Annotated in this window: 5 protein-coding genes and 1 pseudogene; 3 read left to right on the top strand and 3 right to left on the bottom strand. The window is 64.0% G+C overall.

Going from position 1 to position 17,150, the window contains the following annotated elements; all coding sequences use genetic code 11:
- Window positions 1-65: 65 nt before the first annotated feature.
- The 3 genes from ACXJLH_RS09015 (at window position 66) to ACXJLH_RS09005 (ending at window position 15,382) form a co-directional block, all read left to right on the top strand.
- Window positions 66-14,144: a hypothetical protein gene (locus ACXJLH_RS09015; RefSeq protein WP_457443533.1), complete on the top strand. Its 14,079-nt coding sequence runs from the start codon at window positions 66-68 to the stop codon at window positions 14,142-14,144.
- Between the two features lie 13 nt (window positions 14,145-14,157).
- A complete protein-coding gene (locus ACXJLH_RS09010) occupies window positions 14,158-14,373 on the top strand; it encodes a zf-TFIIB domain-containing protein (RefSeq protein ID WP_457443531.1) in 216 nt (71 codons plus the stop codon).
- A 130-nt stretch (window positions 14,374-14,503) separates the two neighbouring features.
- On the top strand, window positions 14,504-15,382 hold the full coding sequence (locus ACXJLH_RS09005; protein ID WP_457443529.1) for a transposase: 879 nt from the start codon (window positions 14,504-14,506) through the stop codon (window positions 15,380-15,382).
- Between the two features lie 19 nt (window positions 15,383-15,401).
- On the opposite strand, the pseudogene ACXJLH_RS09000 reads toward ACXJLH_RS09005, so the two are convergent.
- The 3 genes and pseudogenes from ACXJLH_RS09000 to ACXJLH_RS08990 form a co-directional block, all read right to left on the bottom strand.
- A pseudogene (locus ACXJLH_RS09000) lies at window positions 15,402-15,997 on the bottom strand (transposase); the annotation flags it as partial.
- Between the two features lie 113 nt (window positions 15,998-16,110).
- A complete protein-coding gene (gene trxC / locus ACXJLH_RS08995; protein ID WP_457443527.1) occupies window positions 16,111-16,533 on the bottom strand; it encodes a thioredoxin TrxC in 423 nt (140 codons plus the stop codon).
- Window positions 16,534-16,667: 134 nt separating this feature from the next.
- Window positions 16,668-17,102 (bottom strand): universal stress protein, encoded by a 435-nt coding sequence (locus tag ACXJLH_RS08990; RefSeq protein WP_056198567.1) that lies wholly within the window; start codon window positions 17,100-17,102, stop codon window positions 16,668-16,670.
- Window positions 17,103-17,150: the final 48 nt, after the last annotated feature.

Raw genomic sequence — 17,150 nt, 5'->3', positions numbered from 1 at the left:
CGGAAGCTAAACAACCGGACTCATCCCTGGATTACCTAAGTAATACCGATCCTTGGGAGAGAGACATGGTTTCAGTGGTCACCGGCAGTGGTAACGGTTTGGTCAACACGTCCAAGGACGTGTTGGGCGGGGCGGGCGGGATGGGACAGGCCGCCACGGGGCGTGCCGGCGAACAGATCACCGTCAATGCAGCCAACGGCAACCTCGTCATCCAGGACCGCGACGAATACCTGGTGGGCGTCGGTCCGGACGTCGACCTGCTCCGTACCTACAACAGCCAGGGCGGCTGGGACGGCGATAACGGGGATGGCTGGCGCGTCGGCTACTACCGGCGCGTGTCGGGGCGCGTGGGCACCGTCAACACCGCCGGCAGCAGCATCAAGCGCACCGATGCGGACGGCCATGAGGCGTCGTACTCCTTCGACACCGCCACCGGCAAGTACCTCACGGCCGAGGGCTCGGGCCAGTTCGACAGCCTGAGCTACGGCGCCGGTGTCTGGACCTGGACCGATGGCGACACCGGCACGGCAGAAACCTACGCCAATGTCGACGGGGAGATCTACCGGCTCTCACAGGTCAGCGACGCCCAAGGCAACCTGGTCAAGGTTGACTACGACGGCGGCGGCCTGATTAGCAGCCTGTCCACCTTCAAGGCTGGCAGCTCAACGGCCGACGAAGTGGTGACGCTGAACTACACCGGCACGCAGCTGTCCAAGATCACCACCAGCTACAAGGATGCGCAGGGCGCGCAACAGACGCGCAGCGTCACCAGCTACGGCTACACCGGTGGACGGCTCAGCCTGGTCACCACCGACCTGACGCCCGAAGACACCACCGACAGCAGCACCTACACGGTCAGCTACGGCTACGACACCAACGGCCGGCTGCAGACCCTCACTCAAAAGGATGGCAACACACAGACCATCGACTACTGGCCCGACAGCCGCGTCAAGTCCATCACGGACGATCAGAACCGCAAGACCGGCTTCGTCTACGACACCACCAACCGCACCACCACGGTGACCGATGCCCTGGGCCAGGTCACCACGCTCAAATACCTCAGCGGCGTCAACAGCGGCCAGCTGGAAGAGATCAGCGGCGCACTGCTCGGCGGTGCAAGCTTCAAGCAAAGCTACACCTATGACAACGGCGACGTGCTGACCAGCACCAACGCCAAGAGCGAAGTCACGACCTACGAGTACGCCGGCGCCGGCAAGCTGGCACGCCGGACCGATGCGGCGGGCAACGTGCTGGAGCGCACCTACACCAGCACGGGCCTGCTCGCCACAGAGACGACCTACACCGTTGCCGACCCGGACGGCGTCGCCGGCCCGCTCAAGGCCAGCGGTGCGCGCACCACCCAGTACATCTACGACACGACGCAAATCGCCAAGCGGCGCCTGGCCTATGTGCTGGGCCTGCAGGGCGAAGTGACACGCTACGTCTACAACGGCTGGGGGCTGCTCGCACGCCAGGTGCAGTACACAGCTGCTGTTTTCAGCGACCCCAATCCCAGCTTCACTTCGCTCGAGAGCTGGGTGAACGGTCCCCAGGCGCAGAGCCTGGATCGCCAGATCGTCGAGTTCGACTACGACCTGCGCGGCCAGGTGAAGGAGCAGCGCCGCTACACGACGATGGCCCTGTCCAACGGCGTTGCCACGCCCGGCGGGGCGATCAAGACATTCACCAGCTACGACGCTTTTGGCCGGCTGCTCTCCAGCAAGGACACGAACAGCAACGGCACCACCTATCTTTACGACGGGCTGAACCGCGTGACCAAAAGCGTGGACGCGAACGCCGCGATCACGCTCTATACCTACGCTGATTCGGATCGCAAGACCTCCGTCAAGCTGGACAACGGCCTGACCACGGTGCAGATCTTCGACACGATGGGCCGCCTCGTGTCCAACGACGTGCTCGGCGCCGTCAGCCAGACGGCGCTGGGCGCCACCAAGTACTTCTATGACTCGGTGGGTCAGCTGCGCCGCGTGCAGGACGCCACCAGCGTCTCCAGTCACACCTTGTACGACGTCAGCGGTCGCAAGAGCGCCGACATCGCCGCCAACGGCCAGCTCACCGAATACCTCTACGACGGCGCGGGCCGGCTGATCCAGACGGTGGCCTACGCCACGCTGGTGAGCGAAGCCACGCGGGCCAGCTTGAGCGACGCCCAGGGCCAACCCACCGCCAAGACGGTGGCAGACGTCCGTCCCGCGGTCGATGCAACGAATGACCGCGTCACGACCTTCTACTACGACGCCGCCGGCCGGCTGGCCGGCACGCTGGACGCCGACGGCTACCTGACCGAGAACAAGTACGACGGCACCTCGGCGCTGACGGCCCAGACCCGCTATGCCACCGCCGTGGCCGTCACGCGCCTGGATGCAACCCAGGGCACCACGCGCACCAGTGGTCCGTCCATGTCAGCGCCCACGGCAGACGCCGCGCGGGACCGCACGACACGCAACCTGTACGACGCCACGGGGCGCCTTGCCGCGCGGGTAGACGGCGACGGCGGCCTCACCGTCTGGAAGTACGACGCGGCGGGCAACACGCTCTCGCAGCTGCGTCGCTCCGCCCTTCTGAGCGATGCACAGCGTGCCAATCCTTCGCTGGCCGACTTGCAAGCCCTCGCGCCATTGAGTGACGACGAGTTCACTCAATGGGTCTATGACACAGCGGGCCGCCAAATCGCCCAAGTCAATGCCGAGGGTTACCTCACGGAGTACAAGTTCGATACCGCTGGCCGGCCCGCTGGAAGCACCAGCTACCTCACCCAGGCCATCAAGCCTGTGATCAGTGGGAGCCCAGCAAGTTTGAAGTTGTTCAAGACCGGCGACCTCACCGATGCCTTGCGGACCTCGTTGAGCAGTCCCAAGTTGCCCCTGTCCACCAGCAAGACGTACAACAACCGGGGTTTGCTTGAGCAGGAGACGGCAGCGGACGGCACCGTCACCTTCTACGACTACGACAGCCTGCAGCGCCTGAAATCCACCACGCTGGCCAAGGGCTCGGGCGAGGAGCGCAAGCAGAACATCGGCTACGACGACTGGGGCCGCGTGCAGAGCACGCAGATCGAAGGCGATGCCACAAGCACCACTTCCACCTACGACGCTGCAGGCCGCCGAACCAGCGTGACCGATGCGCGCGGCAACAAGACCTTCTTCTACTACGACGCGCAAGGCCGTCAGGTCTACGCCATCCTGCGCGACCCGATCAAGGGTGGCGAGGTCACGGAGACGATCTACAGCAATTTCAGTGAAGTGCAGGCCACGGTCACGCACAGCCAGCGACTCTCGGTGGCCGACGCCACCGGTCTGGTAGGTGGCAAAGCTGACACAGCGGTTGTGAGCCGTGCGCCTGCAGCTGACATCTCGCTGTCAAGCGCGATTGCCGCGCTGAACAACGCCAACCTGGACAACCGCAGTGCGGTGACCTTCAACCAGCGCGGCCTCATCCAGCAGGCCATTGATGCGCTGGGCAACAAGGCCGACTACAGCTACAACGCCTTCGGCCAGCTCAGCAAAGAGATCCGYGACATCGATCCTGTGGGCACCGCCAACGCGCGCCGCCTCACGCTGGACTATGGCTACGACCGGCGCGGCAACGCCACTCGAACCGAACGCRGCGGCCCGGGGCTGGCAAGCGCCGTGATCACGGGCGCGACCTTCGACGCWCTCGGTCGGCTCTACAACACCACCGACGAACTCAACCGGATCACTCAGTACACCTATCTGCGCGACGGTGGCACTGGCCGCAAGATCACGATTGCCGGGCCGGCCGGCACCACATCGACCACGTACGACGCGCTGGATCGAACGGTCACCCGTGTTGATCGCACCATCAGCACCGTCACCTACACCCATGACGCCGTCAATCGCAAGCTGACGGTAAAGACGGCGGCAGGTATCCAAACCGTCACCGAGTACAACCGCCACGGTCAGGTCTACAAAGTCACCGACGGCGCCGGGGCGACCACCACCTACACCTACGACGCCCACGGCAACCTGCTCACCGTGACGGATGCGCTCGGCAACGTCACGCAGAACGGCTACGACGCCAACGACAACCTCATCCAGGTCGTTCAAGGACTGAAGGCCAATGCCGGCGGCGCCCCGATCAATGACGGGACCGCCAGCACGACGAGCTACAGCTTCGACGCCGCCAACCGCGTGCTGATACAGACGGTGGACCCGCTGGTCAACAACGGTGTGGGGCTGAACCTGCAGACCCGCTACGAGTACGACGGACAGGGGCGCAAGCTCAAGATCACCGACCCTCGCGGCACCGTCACAACGCAGGTCTTCAACGCCAGGGGTGAACTTGCCGACGTCATCGTCGACGACGTGACCGGCGGGCTCAAGCTCAAGACCAGCTACAGCTACGACGCCCAGAGCCGAGTGCTCACCGTCATCGACGGAGCCGGCACGACCTCCGCCCGCAAGGTGGCCTATGCATACGACATCCTGGGCCGACGCACGTCCGAGACCGTCGACCCCGACGGGCTGAAACTCAAGACCAGCTACGAGTACGACGCGGCCGGGCGCCTGCTGTTGAAGCGTGACTCGCAGAACAACGTCACCGCCCGCTATAGCTACGACAACGCCGACCGGCTGCGCTACAGCGTCGACGCCCTTGGTGCCGCCACGCGATATGACTACGACGGTGAAGGCCGTGTCACGGCCATCCGGGCCTATGCCACAACGCTGGCGGCGGGCTGGGCCAGCAAGACCTACGACGAACTGCGTACTGCGCTGGACATATTGAGCGCCGGCCCGGCCGAACAGCTCAGCATCAATTCTTACGACGGCGATGGCCGTTTGATCTACAGCGTCGACGCCCTGGGGCAGGTCACGGAACGCAAGTACGACGGCGCCAACCGGGTCGTGTCGGAACGCCGGTACGAGCAGATCATCACCGGGGTCAGTGTGGGCATGTCGGCCTCCACGATCTATGGAAAGCTGGTCAAGGTCGATGCCAAGGATCATGTCACCCGCTACGCCTACGACAAGGTTGGCAATCAGCGGTTCGTCGTCAATGCAGAAGGTTTCGTGAGCGAGCGGCGCTATGACGCGGCAGGCCGGACGGAAGCGAGCGTGGAGCATGAGCAGCCTTGGACCTGGAGCGTCGGCACCGTGCCAAGCGAGGCTGACCTCGCGGCGATCTATTCGCCAACCAAACGCGAGTTCAACAAGGACATGGACGGGCTCGGCGGCTCCGTCGGTATCTGGGAAGCCGGGCGGCTCAAGCTGGTCAGCGAGCCCTTGCCGAACGGCGGCTATGCGCTCATGACCAGCCCAAAGCAGATGCCGGTGGGGTCTGTACTCAAACTCGACTATCAGCCGGTTCACCTCCAGCAGACGACGCACATCATGCTCAAGGATGGGGCTGGTGGTATGAGCCGAGCGGCCCTGATTTTCAAGAACAACGGCCACGTCTATACCCAGTGCCGACAGCTACCCGCCGGAACGTTTGTGGAGGTGGACATCGGGGTCTACGTTCCGGGCAAGACGTACAGCATCGAGATGGAGTCAACCGCCACCGGCGCGCGCGTCTTTGTCTATGAAAAAGGCACGTCGCGCGCCAGTGGCTTGGCGGCAACGATTGTCGAGCCGACGACGGACTGGCAGTCCGTTCGGGTTGAGTTTGCCGTCTCGCGTGCCTCAGACCTGCCAGCAGGTCAAACGATCAGCTACGTCGACAACGTCGAGGAGATCCCGCCGCTCAAAGGCCGCGTTACTCAATTTGCCTACGACGCAGCGGGCCGCCAGCGCTTTGCGGTTGACGCGGAAGGCTATGTCACCGAGACGCGCTACGACGACGCCAACGCCCGCACGACGGCACTGCGCTATGCCAGCCGTCTGAGTGGCAGCGGCAGCTACACGCCTGCTGCCTTTGCCCCCGTGCTGAACACGTTGACGGCTGCACTTCCGGGTCTGGGTGCGGCGACCAGCGTCATCCGTGAACTCGACCGCGCCGGGCGATTGAGCGTTCAGACAGACGGCAATGGCGTGCAGACCCAGTTCACTTACGACGCCGCCGGTCGCCTGGAGAGCGAGGTCCTGGCTAGCAACGTGGTAGGGCAAGCCAGCACGACACGCTACGGCTACAACGGCGCCGGCCAACGCATCTCGATCACCCGCGCCGACGGCACGGCGCTGGCCAGCACCACGCGCTACGAATACGACGCCCAGGGCCGCCTGTGGCGCGAGATCGACCCCCGCGGCGTCGCGCTGGCCGAAGGCACCGGCGCCTGGGAACAGGCCGAGCGCGCGCGGCTGGGCTACGCCGCCGACCTCTCCACCCTGGCCGCCGATGCCAAGGCCGCGGCGCAAACCGCGCTGCGCAAGCTCTACACCACCGACTACGGCTACGACGCCGCCGGCCGCGTCACGACAGTCACCGACGCGCTGGGCGGCGTCACCGCGACGGACTACGACGCCTTCGGCCGCGCCAGCGTCATCACCGATGCGCGCGGCTTCAAGCGCTACCAGGTCTACGACAAGACCGGGCGCCTGCTGCAGACCGTCGATGCACAGCGCTACCTCACCGCCTATGGCTACGACGCCTTCGGCAACCTCACCAGCAGCCTGCGCGTGGACGCCAAAGTGCAAGGCACGCTCTCGGGCGGCCAAGCCGTCGTTCTGGCCACCGCGGCGCAGGCCAATGGGGCCTACGTGCTCACCGCCGCCACGGCAGACGCCCTCACGAGCCGCACCTACGACCGCAACGGCCGCCTGCTCCAGGAGACCGACGCCGAGAACTACGTCGAGGGTACCGATGTGCTGGACGCATACGGCCAGCGCCTGAGCGTCAAGAACAAGCTCGGCGCCACCGTCACCTACACCTACGACCGCCTCGGGCGCCTGCTCACCGAAACCCTGCCCGTGCAGGCCAAGGACGGCACCGGCGCGCTCAAGGCCGTCGTCAACGAATACCAGTACGACAGCCGCGGCAACCGCATCACCAGTATCGAAGCCAAGGGCCTGCCGGAACAGCGCACCACGCAGATGGCCTACGACGCCAACGACCGCCTGGTCCGGCGCATCGGCATGGGCTACACGGCCACCGCCGCCGACGGCAGCACCAGCACCGTCACGCCGGCCGACGCGATGCGCTACGACGCCCGCGGCAACGTCATCGAGCAGGTCAGCCACGGCCAGCTCCAGGCCGACGGCCTCACCGTCAGCGGCGGCAGGCGCTCCGTGGCCTGGTACGACGCGCTCGACCAAAAGACGCTGGAGATCAGCGCCGACCGCGTCGCCTCGCGCGCCAGCTACGACGCCGCGGGCAACCAGGTCGTGCAAACCGTCTACGCCACGCGCATCGCCGACGGCGTGACCCTCGACCCGGTGGGCAGCGCGCCCGCGGTCACCGCCGACACCGCCAACGACCGCACGCTACGCACGCTGTACGACGCGCTCAGCCGCAAGACGCAGACCTCGCTGGACAGCCTCTACGCCTGGAGCAGCGGTGACGGCAACACCGCCTTCGTCATCAGCGGCCTGACGCCGCAGAACACGGTGCTGCAGAGCTTCTTCTACGACGCGGTGGGCAACCTCACCGAGCGCAAGGATGGGCGGAACAACTCCAGCTTCGAGTACTTCGACGGCAACGGCCGGCGGACCCTGTCCATCGACGCCGGCGGCGCGGCCATCGCGTGGGAGTACGGCCACGCAGGCAACGTCGCCACCAAACAAACCCGCTACGCCGCGATGCTGCCGGGCGGCTACGCCCGCCAGGCCGACAAGCTGGCCAGCGCCGGCGCCACCAACGACCCGACGCAGCTCATCCCCGTCATCGCCGGGCAGAACGTACCTGTGGGTGAGCAAAACCGCATCACCGAGGTCAGCCTGGACCGGCTGGACCGCGTCACGGAGCAGCGCCTCTTGAACGTGGCGCAGGACACCGTCGACGCCAGCGGCACCCGCACGCAGAACACGACGACCGCCATCACCCGCTACCAGTACAACGGCCTGGGCGCCGTCACGCAGACCCAGGCGCTGGCCACGGAGGTCGGCACGACCCTGACCTGGGAGCAGACCGACATCAGCTACGACGGCCTGAACCGCGAGACACACCGCGAGGCGCCGGGGTATGTGGACTACCTGAACGCCAACGTCCGCCCGACCACCGACACCGAGTACGACGGCCTGGGGCAGGTCAAGCGGCGCATCCAGCGCGGCAAGGACACCACCGTCGAGACGGACGACCGCATCACGCTCAGCGGCTACGACGCCAACGGCCTGCTCGTGCAGACGACGGACGCCGCCGGCGCCATCACGACCTATGCCTACGACGCCAACGGCAACCTCGCCCGGCGCGTGAACAAGGACGTGCGCCGCTCGGACAGTACCGCCAGCGCCCCCAAGCTGCGCGACATCATCACCAGCTACGAGTTCGACGCGGCCGGGCGCATCGTCGTGGAAAAGCACTGGGAGAGCGACAAGGTCGCCGCGGCCGAGACCCGCAAGACCCGCTACAACGCCTTCGGCGAGTTCAGCGCCAAGGGCATCGGCGACGGCTGGGAGGAGTTTGCCGAATACTCCACGCTGGGCAAGGTCGTGAAGACGAATTCGGGCGACGGGGCGATCAAGTTCTACGTCTATGACGCCAACGGCAACATGACCCGCGAGATTCGCGGCAATGGCGATGCGACCTACAAGGTGGCCGGGCTGGACGTGGCCATCGACCTGCGCAGCCTCACCCTGCAGCAGGCCACCTCCGGCAAGCGCAACCCCGCCGACACCGTCACCTTGCCGCTGTATTCGCGGGTCTCCGTCTACAACTCCCGCAACCTCATCACCCAGACCATTGATCCGCAGATCGATGTGCTCAAGAGCGCGGTGACGATGAGCAGCCTGTATGACCAATCCTGGGTTCCGGCTTGGCAGCCCATGCAGCCGGCGAATCTGCAAGCAGGGAATGTAATTCCGCTGGGAACATTCACGACAATCAGTGGATCAGCGCCGAGGATTAATTTCCAGCTGGATGCTGGAGATTGGTTTGACTTCTCCACGGGAACCAACCCATGGGCACCATTGGCGAGCAACCCTAAAAGTCAAGGTGGCGCGTTTTCAATTAACTTGGAGTCATACAAAGGTACGGGTCTTCATACATTCTTTTATACCAGGGGCACATCTATTTTCAATCTAGGGGCGCCCACAGTAAATGGCGTGGGGTGCAGCGTAAAAAGCCAGGGCGCCGGCCAATTTAGCGTCGACAACCAAGGCAACATAACCATTGTTTCTCATTCGCTCACACTTCCCGCGGGGGGATATCCCGCTGGCACGGATCGTAATCGTGTGGCCGTCAATTTTCAGGACCCGGTTGGGTTCGGAAAAGATGCGGACTATCAATTCTCATTAAGTACTAACGGTTCCAGCTACACCGATCTTGGTCGGTATACATGTTTGCAGCTCGGTACCAGCCCAAATTGCCCAGCTGCGGTAGACCTCTCTTCATACAGGCCAGCCAGCGGATCCGTCGTGCTTTTCTTGAAGTATGAATACTTCAGATGGCCCTACACGGCAGGGACCCTGCGCCTGCGCCTTTATGCTGACGGCACCTTATCGCAGGAAACGAATTACGCGGATCCTAATGCCATGCCGCTTGAGTTTTATGTCAAGGGCAGAAACATCCCCCAGGCGCAATTGTGGATAAACGGGCAATGGCGCGTGGCTACCGGTACATATCAGCCGCCCCAGAACGGGCAGGACGGCTATACATGGTTCTCCATAGATGGCCGTGGTCTGGTTTCTCCTGGCAATACTTACGCCTATCGGCTGTATCCAAAAACAAGCGCGGGCTATACCTACCTGAATGAAACCAACGAGGAGCTGCTGCAAGACGGCCAGATCGCCATTGACGGGTCTGGTGGAACCCGAATCCAACAACTAATTGCGGTACTCGCCAACCAACCCAGCGTCACCATCAAACGCTTCCAATCCTTCAACGCCTTCGGCGACGTGGTGGAAGAACGCGACGAACGCGTGGCCGAGCGGATGCTTGCGGCCATCAACGACGACCGCAAGAGCAAGAACCAATCCGCGCTGACCGCCCTGACCGCCGACCAACTTGCCAGCGCCAAGACCACGCTGCAATACAACACCCTGGGCCAGCTCGTCGCCAAGCTCGACCCCGAGACCTTCGTCACCGCAGAAAACGGCTATCGCTACCGGGCCCGCCCCGAGACCCGGTTCGGCTACGACCTGCTGGGCCGGCACACCACCATGCTGGATGCCAATGGCAACTTGAGCCGCGTGCAATACCTGGCCGGCAGCCGCGGCGACGACGCCCGGGTCGTGAGCGAATTCGATGCCGCCGGCGGCAACGCCGACGCGTACAACGCCACTGGTGGCGGCATCCGCACGAGCCAGTACGACATCTTCGGTGACGCCCGCAAGGTCACCGACGCTGAAGGCGCCGTCACCGAACGCAGCTTCGACAAGCGCGGCCTGCTCACCATCGTCACCCGCAAGGGTGTACAGCGCCTGGCCAACGCCACCAGCGACACCCTCGCCACCGGCCGCGACCTCAGCGACAGCTACGCCTACGACGAACTCGGCCAGCGCCTGACCGCCACCAACGCGCTGGCCATCACCACCCGCACCGACTACGACGCCCTGCAGCGCGTCGTGCAGACCGTCTCCGGCAACGGCTTCGTCACGGGCTACACCTACGAGCTGCGCCAGGCTGGCGCCAGCGGCATCGCCAGCCTGGCTGGCGCCGGCGGCGCGGCCACCACCACCGGCGGCTACGTGCGCACCACGCTGCAGGCTGACGGCCGCAGCCTCATCGACAAGGTCGACTACTTCGGCCACACCACATGGCACCAGGACCTCAGCGGCGCGCAGTTCACCTACACCTTCAACAGCGCCGCCCAGCTCATCAAGCAGACCAGCACCGTGCACACGGGCCAGAGCACCAGCCAGAACGTCGACTACACCTACTACGCCAACGGCGCCATCCGCTCCTTCACCGACAACACGCAAGGCATCACCAGCGAGTACGCCTACGACAACGCCGGCAACCGCGTCGCCGAAGGCACCTTCAGCCTCGTCAACGGCACCAAGACGACCGCCTACCAAAATGCCACCATCACCTACGACGAGTTGAACCGCATCTCGCGGGTGCGCGACGCCAACTTCTTCGACGTGGCCTACGAGTTCGACGCTGTCGGCAACCGCCGCCGCATCACCGCCACCTACTGGGATGGCCTGGCGGGGTTGCTGGGCGGCGGCACGCAGGACTACTGGTACGCCTACGACAAGCTCAACCGCTTCACGGTCAGCAAGGGACGCCTGGAAACTTCCGTCGGCGTGGCCACGACGGCGCGGGGCACCAGCACAGGCGACACCGGCATCGTCATCAAGCGCGGCACCGAGGGCACGCTGCTGGGCTACGACAAGGTCAGTCAGCGCCGCTTGGCCACCTATAACGACCCTTACCTAGTCGCCGGCGCCCAAACCGTCAGCGAAACCTATACCTACAGCCAGGACGGCTACCTGCTGACCACCGCGCAAACCACCGCGTACATCAACGGTCTTGTTGCCACGCGCAAGGTCGATGACGTGGGCCGCACCACGCTGCTCACCGACATCTTCAACCATCAGTCCACCCAAAGCACCTACGACAACGACAACCGGCTGCTCACCCAGAGCTTCGTGGGCGACATCCGCAACCTCAGCGACACGAGCAAGAACTACACCGTCACCTACAGCTACTACAAGGACAAGACCGACAGCGCAACCAGCCAAACGGGCTCCGGGGCGCTGGCCAGCGTCTTCCAGCAGCCTGCGGCCACCGGCGCCAATGCCTTTGCGACCACCACCACCTACAAGTACGACTACTGGGACGACACCAAGCAGTCCATCATCACAAAGTACACGGCCAACCAAAACACGGCCAGCACCCTCAAGTACGACGTCAACGGCCACCTCAAGAGCAACACCGACGCCGGCACCGGCCAGACCCAGAGCTACCGCACTAACGCCAACGGCCAGGTGCTGCAGCGCACCAGCGGTTCGATGGCGCATTACTTCTACTACGCCGACGGCCGCCGCATCGGCGACGTGGGCAACACGCCCGAAGACAAGCTGCGCGTGAGCTACGCCGAGCAACTGCACCGCAAGGGCATCCCCGAGACAGCCGACCAGCGCCGCGAGCGCTACAAGCGCCCCAGCCCCGTCACCAGCGCCGACTTCGACCAGAACTACGAGCCCATCAACGACAGCTACCCCGGCAGCGCCGCCGGCAGCTACACCGTGCGCCAGGATGGCGAGACGCTGCGCAGCATCGCGCAGTCGCTGTGGGGTGATTCCAGCCTCTGGTACCTCATCGCCGAGGCCAACGGCCTGCTGGGCGACGGCGCGCAACAAATGGGCCGAGTGCTGGTGATTCCCAACAAGGTCACCAACATCCACAACAACAGCCAGACCTGGCGGCCCTACAGCGCCGGCGAGGCCATCGGGGCGGTGGACCCGAACTGGTCCGAGGCCAATATGGCGGGGTTCGAGAGCTTGAGACAGGCGATCCAGCGCTCCATCGGCATCGCGATGAACAACATAGCTACCAGCAACTGGCTCATGCAGATGACCGAGCAGGCGGCGTCAATGGCTTCGTCCAACTTGAACTTCTTCTACGCGATGAAGGGAATCGACGCTCGCCTGGATGCAGCAAAAACGGCTGCTGAAAATGCTCGCGCGGCGAGGAACCGCAGCTTGCTCAACGAAGCCGAGCGAGCCTCGGATCCAGCTCGCTTCACTTCGCCAGCGACTGAAGTGTTGAAGAGCAGCTACAGCTTCCTGGCACGGCCGGGGCAGCAGTTGGCCGGATTGGGTGGTGTGAGCGTGGGGAGTCTCAGCGTCGAAGCGCTGGGGTGGGGCGCCGTCGCACAAGGAGCATTTGGCAATGCAATCGGTGAAAGCCTCGCAAGCTCCGGTGGCGTGGACTGGAGCAAGGCGCCAGACCAATCCGACGCGGAAACGGCCAGGCTGAATCGCTATGAAGCTGCGGCTGCCGCCAGTGATTCGTCTCGGATGATTGGCGGCTATGACTTCGGCGCGTCGCAGAGGTACTTCGACAGCGTGGCTGGCGATTCCGGTGTGCGGGTGGCCGATGCCAGCAAGGACGCCGCACAGCTGCGAGTGCTGCAGCTGGAGCGAAACATCAGAGAGTTGAAGGCGCTGCAGTCGAGCACGAGTTCGGCTGCGAGAGCCGCCACGGCGTCTGGCGGCAGCGCTGGCGCAGGCGGCGACCGCCTGGTCCTCGACCGCGCCGAAATCTTGATGGAGCAGGACACGACAAGGTATCTAAGCGCTGACGCTCCTGTCGTGGTCCGCCTGCCTCAAGAGGTGTTTGATATCGCCGCGGGCGTTGGCGACCTTGCGACCGCAGGGCTGTTTGGCCTGGCCGACATGACCGTCCTGCCGTTGGCAGACACGGTTCAGGCTGGCCTGAAATTCCTGCACGGCTCGGTCACTGGCGACTTCCAGCCGCTGACCTCGTTGAGCAGCTTCAGCGCACCTAACGCAGGCACGTGGGACGGCTTGAAGTCCACCGGGGCGAACGTCTTCAATGTCTCGCCGCTGGGCATGGTCTATCACTCGTACACCGGGGCTAGAGACACAACCACAGCGCTCATTAACGGCGACCTGCGCCGGGCCACGAGCAGCGGGCTGGGGCTGGGGCTGAACTTTGCTGCTGCGCGTGGCGCCGGGATGGGTGACTACGGCTTCACCATCACAGACGTGCGTGGTGCTGGGATAGGGCGCCTCAGCCAAGCAGGTGCAATTGGCATTAAGTTCGGAAAGCTCACTTTTGACAAATCAACCCAAACGTGGACTACGCCCGCAGGTCTGAACTACGGTCAGGGATCAATTCACGGCAATCGAGTGAAGCATGTGCTTGATCACGCGCAGCCGAATCCAAGCAAACCAGTACACAGTATATTCAACGTGGGAAAAAACGAGGTGATTGGACTTGTGGATGAAGCGTGGCTGGCACGAGGAAGTCCACTTCCACATGATCCGGCGGCCTATGTTATCCCCATGGGAAGAATAATTGGAACGGCAGGTGAAATGAGTATCAAAATCATTGTTCGCCCTGGAACCGCGAATATCGTTACCGCACATCCACTTTAAAGGAGTGAAAAAAATGTTATGCCCGCGCTGTCAGCAAGGATCTGTTGTCGAGGCCCGTGTCAGGAAAACCGGAGTGGTGCTTCATTTGTGCGAAGAATGCGAAGCAACATGGTTTTCGCCGGAAGAGGTGGACAAAGCGTCTTTTGTTGATTTTGAAACATACATGAAAGGAGAGGGTTTGCATCCTCTGTGGAATGAATTGACGCTTGCTGAAAATCGCCCCAAATGAGGCTGAGCGCCTTGTATTTTCTGATTGGTAATGGACAAATTCGCGGTTCGGGGTCCGGTTCGGGGTCGCGGTTCGGGGTCAGGTCTTAACTTTTAACCCCTTCTTGCTTTTTCTGACATAGAGTCAGCGCATGTCCCGCCCGCTGCGCATTGAGTTCCCTGGCGCGCTGTATCACGTCACGGCGCGGGGGGATCGGCGGGAAGACATCTTTGCCGACGACACCGACCGCGCTCGCTTGATGGCCGTGGTGGCACAGGGCCTGGGGCGCTTTGACGCCCAGTTGCTGTCGTATTGCCTGATGAGCAACCACTATCACTTCGTGGTGCACACCCAGGTGGCCAATTTGTCGTTGTTGATGCGGCACATCAATGGCGTGTACTCCCAGGCGTTCAACCGCCGGCACGGCAAGGTGGGGCACCTGTTCCAAGGCCGCTTCAAGGCGATCCTGGTGGACCGGGAGGCCTATCTGCTGGAGGTGTGCCGCTATGTGGAGTTGAACCCGGTGCGTGCGGGTATGGTGGCCGGGCCGGCTGATTGGCCCTGGTCCAGCTACCGCGCGCATGTGGGCCAAGCCGCCAGCTCCGCGTGGCTGGACACCCCGGGCCTGCACGGCTATCTGCTGGGCCAAGATCCTGCATCGCCGGCCGACGTCAAGCGAGCGCAGCGCCTGTACGCGGAACTGGTGGTCGCGGGGCAAGGCGTGCCGCTCTGGGACGAAGGGTTGAACCGGCAGATCTACCTTGGCGACGACGAATTCGTACAGCGCATGTTGGATGCTGCTGCGCCGAGCGCGCGACGCAGCCCCGAAGTCCCCAAACCGCAGCGCCATGTGCCCCGGACGCTGGAGCAATGGTTGAAGCAGTGCGCCAGCCGCGAAGAGGCACTGCGCCGCGCGCATACAGAAAGCGGGCTGTCCATGACCGCCCTGGCCGCAAAACTGGGTGTCAGCGTGGCTCGGGTGAGTCAATTGATCGCCAGGGCGGAGAGGCAGTTAAAAGTTAAGACTTGACCCCGATTTCGTGGGCCAGTTGCTTGGGCTGGCGAAGCTTGGCGGCCTTGTTCCGTTTGGGCCTTTTGAGCCGCAGCGACAGCCCTTCGTCCCGGTAGAGGCGGTACACGCGCTTGACGTTGTCGGGGTGGCCTTCGCGGCGCAGCAGCACGTGCACCCGGCGATAGCCGTAGTGCACGCGTGTGCTGGTGATCTCCTTGATGCGCATGCGCAGCGCGGACTCGTCCTTCTTGACCGGCTTGTAGAAGAAGCTGCCCTGCGAGACGTTGGTCACGTGCATGGCGTTGCGCTGGCTGCAGCCGAACAGTCGCATCAACTCCGGCACCAGCTCGCGGCGTCGCGAAGGCCCTAGACTTTTTTTTGGACGATGTGCTGCAGCATGGCCTTGTCCAGGCTCAGGTCCGCAACGATCTGCTTGAGCTTGCGGTTCTCCTCCTCGAGCTGGCGCATGCGGCGCAACTCGGACGGGCCCACTCCGGCGTACTTCTGGCGCCACTTGTAGAACGTGGCGCTACTGATGCCCATCTTGCGGCAGACCTCCTCGACGCTGATGCCCAGCTCAGCTTGCTTCAGCGCGTAGGCCATCTGCTCTTCAGTGAACTTGCTCTTCCTCATGGCATGAACTCCTGGCCCATTCAAGGACCTCTTCATGCCGGTCGATTCTGTTACCGAACGGTACGGGATCCTGGGACAGGGTCAACAACTCCAGGGCTCAGCCCTCTGTGACGTTAGGGCAGGGCGCCGTCCACCCAGGCGCCCAACTGGGCAGCCGTCATCGCACCGCTCTGCCGCCCAACCTCACGGCCGCCAACAAACAGAACGGTCGTCGGAATGCTGCGGATCTGCAGGCTGGCGCTGGTGCGCTGCGCTGCATCGCTGTCCACCTTGACGAAGCGGATGTCCGGCCGGTTGGCGGCGAGTTGCTCGAAGTGCGGCGCATAGGAGCGGCACGGTCCGCACCAAGCGGCCCAGAAGTCCACCAGCACCGGCGCCTCGGTGCCCTGGAGGTAGGGGCCGAGGTCAGCATCACTCAGCGCCACGGGCTTGCGCGGCGCAACGGGGCCGCCGCAGCGCCCGCAGGTGGGATCGTCGGCCAGGCGTTCGTCGGGCACGCGGTTGCGGGTTCCACATTGGGGGCAGACGAGCAGCATGGGGTGAATTTAGTCCACCGGACTGGGTGTGGCTGCGTGCGCGCCGCCGCATGCCCGAGTAGGCCTCGCCTGACAGCGAAAGCTCAATGCCGCGCCTGGTTGCGGCTCAGCGCCACCTCAAAACCGCTCGACGCCTATTTGACGATCAGCACCGGCGTTTCAATATGCGACAGCACCTTCTGCGCCTCGCTGCCCAGCAGCAGGGCCGCGAAGCCCTTGCGGCCGTGCGAGGCCATGACGATGAGGTCCACGTTCTCGGCCTTGGCGTGGTCGACGATGGCCTCCCAGGCGTGCAGGGCTTCGGTGGTGTGCCCGCGGCAGGACAGGCCCTGTGCCGCTGCGGCCGCGCTGACGGCCTCGACGCGCTGGGTGGCGACGCGCAGTTGCGCGTCGATGAACTCCTGCGGCGGCACGGGCTGGATCTCGGAGACGGCGCTGTACGGGAAGGGCTCCATGACGCTGAGCGTCAACAGCTGGGCGCCGTGAATCTTGGCGAGCTGGATGGCGGTGTCCACCGCGTGGGCGGTGATGTCGGAGCCGTCAGTGGGGACGAGGATGCGCTTGAACATTCGGTCCTCCAGTCGTTGCGAAGAACCACAGTGTGGCCGATCAGGCGC

It is taken from the genome of Roseateles sp. P5_E4, assembly GCF_054049255.1.
Note: the sequence above shows the minus strand (reverse complement) of the source record. Positions and strands in the feature narration are given on the sequence as shown.

What these genes read in the sequence shown, in the direction of transcription:
- ACXJLH_RS09010 (WP_457443531.1), top strand. Translation starts at nt 14,158, where the DNA reads ATGTTATGCCCGCGCTGTCAGCAAGGATCTGTTGTCGAGGCCCGTGTC.
- ACXJLH_RS09005 (WP_457443529.1), top strand. Translation starts at nt 14,504, where the DNA reads ATGTCCCGCCCGCTGCGCATTGAGTTCCCTGGCGCGCTGTATCACGTC.
- ACXJLH_RS08990 (WP_056198567.1), bottom strand. Translation starts at nt 17,102, where the DNA reads ATGTTCAAGCGCATCCTCGTCCCCACTGACGGCTCCGACATCACCGCC.
- trxC (WP_457443527.1), bottom strand. Translation starts at nt 16,533, where the DNA reads ATGCTGCTCGTCTGCCCCCAATGTGGAACCCGCAACCGCGTGCCCGAC.